Raw genomic sequence first — 3,821 nt, 5'->3', positions numbered from 1 at the left:
CGCGTTCGCGTGTGAGGCCCGCATCCACGCCGGGCTGCTCGGCGAGCACACCGAGCTCGCCGCCGAGGTGCTCTGCGGCACCACCGCCGCCGCGGCCGCCAAGGTCACCCAGGACCTGCGCCCCACCGGTCGTTCGAACGGCCCGGTGCCGTCCTACGAGACCTGGCGCCAGGCCATCGCCGACACGTTCGCCACCACGGGAAGGAACTGACCGGTGCCCACCCTCCTTGGCCGGGTCCGCCTGCAACTGCCCGGCATCATCGCCGTGCTGGCGATCGTGGCCGGCTACTTCCTGGTGCTGCCCCCGACGACGTCCGCCGCCGAGCAGGACGCGATGGCGAGCCACTTCCACTTCACGCCGCTGCCGATCGAGCTGCCGCCGGCGGCGAAGCAGCAGACGATCCGCACCGTCAACAAGGACTACGAGCACATCCGCGCCTGGATCTCCTCGGTCGGCGCGGCCATCACCATGACGGACCTGCGCGGCACCGGCAAGTCCGGCGACCTGTGCCTGGTCGACACCCGCACCGACCAGGTCGACATCACGCCCGTGCCGGGCTCCGACGGCCCGCACTACGCGCCGTTCGCGCTCGACCCCGCCCCGCTGCCGATGAACGACTACATCGCGCCGATGGGCTGCGTGGCGGGCGACTTCAACGAGGACGGCCACACCGACCTGCTGGTCTACTACTGGGGCCGCACCCCGATCCTGTTCCTCGCCAAGCCGGACGCCACCACCCTCGACGCACACGCCTTCGAGCCGGTCGAGCTGGTGCCCGGCCCCAACGCGACCGACGGCAAGTACACCGGCGCGCAGTGGAACACCAACACCGCGAGCATCGCCGACTTCGACGGCGACGGCCACCACGACATCTTCATCGGCAACTACTTCCCCGACGGGCCCGTCCTCGACGACCGGGTCAGCGGCGGCGTGGTCATGAACCACTCGATGTCGCACGCCGAGAACAGCGGCGGCAAGTACATCTGCCGCTGGACCGGCGGCAACGCGGCCGAGAAGCTCTCCGCGAAGTTCGAGTGCTCCGACGACGCCTTCCCCGAGGAGGCCAAGCACGGCTGGTCGCTCGCCTCCAGCTCGATCGACCTGGACGGCCGCCAGCTGCCCGACCTCTACGTCGCCAACGACTTCGGCAACGACCGGATGCTCTACAACGTCTCCACCCCGGGCCACCCGAAGTTCCAGATCGTGACCGGCCCGCGCGACGGCTCCACGCCCAAGTCGAAGATCCTCGGCAACGACTCCTTCAAGGGCATGGGCGTCGACTTCGGCGACCTCGACGGCAAGGGCCTCTACGACCTGTTCGTCAGCAACATCACCACCTCCTTCGGCATCGAGGAGAGCAACTTCCAGTTCATGAACACCGCGCGCGACAAGTCCGACCTGCGCGCCCAGCTCTCCAACGGCACCGCGCCGTTCGTCGACCGCAGCGCCGAGGACGGCACCGCGTGGTCCGGCTGGGGCTGGGACGTCAAGATGGGCGACTTCGACAACAGCGGCCGGCTCGCCATCGTCCAGGCCACCGGCTTCGTCAAGGGCGAGACCAACCGCTGGCCGCAGCTCCAGGAGCTCGCCACCGCCAACGACGCCCTGCTCGACAACCCGTGGTGGTGGCCCAACGTCAAGGCCGGTGACGACATCGGCGGCGACCAGACCCTGCGCTTCTTCGTCAAGGGCGACGACGGCCACTACAGCAACCTCGCCGGCCGCCTCGGCCTCGCCGTGCCCGTGCCCACCCGCGGCATCGCCACCGGCGACGCCTACGGCAACGGCAAGCTCGACTTCGCGGTCGCCCGCCAGTGGGACGCCCCGGTCTTCTACCGCAACGACAGCCCCGACACCGGCTCCTACCTCGACCTGCGGCTCACCCACGACACCCCCGACGCCGCAGGGCCGATGCCCGCCCCCGGCTCCCCGGTGATCGGCGCCGAGGTCGAGGTCACCACACCGGACGGGCGCAAGCACATCGACCGCGTCGACGGCGGCAGCGGCCACTCCGGCAAGCGCAGCCACGACGTGCACCTCGGCCTCGGCAAGGGCGTCACCGGCCCGCTGCCGGTCAAGCTCCAGTGGCGCGCCCGCGACGGCCAGGTGCACGAGCAGACCGTGACGCTCACCCCGGGGTCGCACTGGCTCCAACTCGGCAGCCAGGCCAAGGAGAAGTGACGGACATGGCAGACAAGGCCCCCACCACCACGCCCGTGGCCCCCGAGGCCACCGCCTCCCGGCACGAACCGAAGGTCGTCATCGCGCTGCGCCGCTTCGCGATCTCGATCACCGTCTTCAACATCCTCGGCTACACCGTGCTCGGCTTCGAACAGCCCTGGACCTGGCCGCTGATCGCGCTCGCCACCGCCTACACCACCGAGATCGCCCTGGAGCTCGTCGGCGCCAAGGTCGAGGGCCGGCGCCCGCGCTTCCTCGGCAACGGCCTGCCCGGCGTGCTGGAGTTCCTCTACCCCTCGCACATCACCGGCCTGGCGCTCAACATGCTGACCTACGTCAACGACCGGGTCTTCGTGATGATGTTCGGCGTCGTCTTCGCGGTCAGCGCCAAGTGGGTGCTGCGGGTGCCGGTGCGCGGCCGGCTGCGGCACTACATGAACCCGTCGAACTTCGGCATCGCCGCGATCCTCGTGCTCTTCCCGTGGGCCAGCATCGCGCCGCCGTACCACTTCACCGAGCACGTCAACACCCCGTTCGGCTGGCTCATCGTGCTCGGCATCCTGATGTCCGGCACCATCCTCAACGCCAAGCTCACCGGCCGGATGTGGCTCATCCTCGGGTGGCTCTCGGCGTTCGCCCTCCAGGCGGTGCTGCGCGGGCTCGTCTTCGGGACGTCGATCCAGGGCGCGCTCGCGATGATGACGGGCGTCGCGTTCGTCCTCTTCACCAACTACATGATCACCGACCCCGGCACGACGCCGTCCAAGCCCGCCAACCAGATGGCCTTCGGCGCCGGAGTCGCCTTCCTGTACGCCCTGTTCATGATCGCCCACATCGCGTACGGCATCTTCTTCGCCACCGCCCTCACCTGCCTGATCCGCGGCCTGTACCTCTGGTACGTGCACTTCCGCGACCGCGGGCAGGAGGAGGCGCAGGCCACCCGGCTGCGGGCGGGCGCGACCAGCACGACGGCCGTGGCCGGAAAGGTCGCGGCGTGACCGCCACCAGCTCCCGGCGGGTGCCGCCCGGCCCTCCGCGCCGGGCGGCGCCCACCCTGCTGCGCCGCCTCGCCGGCGACCGCCTCGCCCTGATGCGGGCGGCCGCCACCGAGTACGGGGACGCGGTCCGGATCTCCATCGGGCCGAAGACCCTCTACTTCTTCAACCACCCCGACCACGCCAAGCACGTCCTGGCCGACAACGCCGCCAACTACCACAAGGGCATCGGGCTGATCCAGGCCCGCCGGGCCCTCGGCGACGGACTGCTCACCAGCGAGGGCGAGCTGTGGCGCAAGCAGCGCCGCGCGATCCAGCCGGTCTTCCAGCACAAGCGGATCAGCCGGCAGGCCGCCGCCGTCGCCGAGGAGGCCGCCAAACTCGTCGCCCGCCTGCGGGCGTTCGAGGGCGGCCGGCCGGTCGACCTCGTCCAGGAGCTCACCGGGCTCACCCTCGGCGTGCTCGGCCGCACCCTGCTCGACACCGACCTCGGCGCCTTCGAGTCGATCGGCCACGAGTTCGAGGCCGTGCAGGACCAGGCCATGTTCGACATGGTGACGCTCGGCGCGGTGCCCGGCTGGATCCCGCTGCCCACGCAGCGGCGCTTCCGCCGGGCGCGCGTCGAACTCCAGCGCGTCGTCGAC

Annotated in this window: 4 protein-coding genes; all 4 read left to right on the top strand. The window is 70.6% G+C overall.

Annotated elements, in window-relative coordinates:
• A partial coding sequence (locus tag AB0O00_RS32135; protein ID WP_363657783.1) for a DUF1702 family protein occupies positions 1-211 on the top strand: 211 nt, incomplete at its 5' end.
• Positions 212-334: 123 nt separating this feature from the next.
• Complete coding sequence (locus tag AB0O00_RS32130) at positions 335-2,182, top strand: CRTAC1 family protein (RefSeq protein WP_363657785.1); 1,848 nt, start codon at positions 335-337, stop codon at positions 2,180-2,182.
• 5 nt (positions 2,183-2,187) lie between these two features.
• Positions 2,188-3,180, top strand: coding sequence for an enediyne biosynthesis protein (locus AB0O00_RS32125; RefSeq protein ID WP_363657781.1), 993 nt, complete (start codon positions 2,188-2,190; stop codon positions 3,178-3,180).
• The coding region (locus AB0O00_RS32120; RefSeq protein ID WP_363657779.1) for a cytochrome P450 at positions 3,177-3,821 on the top strand (645 nt) is incomplete at its 3' end. The genes AB0O00_RS32125 and AB0O00_RS32120, both read left to right, overlap by 4 nt.

Origin of the sequence: Kitasatospora sp. NPDC093558 (assembly GCF_040683475.1) — a bacterium.
In the GTDB taxonomy this organism is placed as follows: Bacteria; Actinomycetota; Actinomycetes; order Streptomycetales; family Streptomycetaceae; genus Kitasatospora.
Note: the sequence above shows the minus strand (reverse complement) of the source record. Positions and strands in the feature narration are given on the sequence as shown.

What these genes read in the sequence shown, in the direction of transcription:
- AB0O00_RS32130 (WP_363657785.1), top strand. Translation starts at nt 335, where the DNA reads ATGGCGAGCCACTTCCACTTCACGCCGCTGCCGATCGAGCTGCCGCCG.
- AB0O00_RS32125 (WP_363657781.1), top strand. Translation starts at nt 2,188, where the DNA reads ATGGCAGACAAGGCCCCCACCACCACGCCCGTGGCCCCCGAGGCCACC.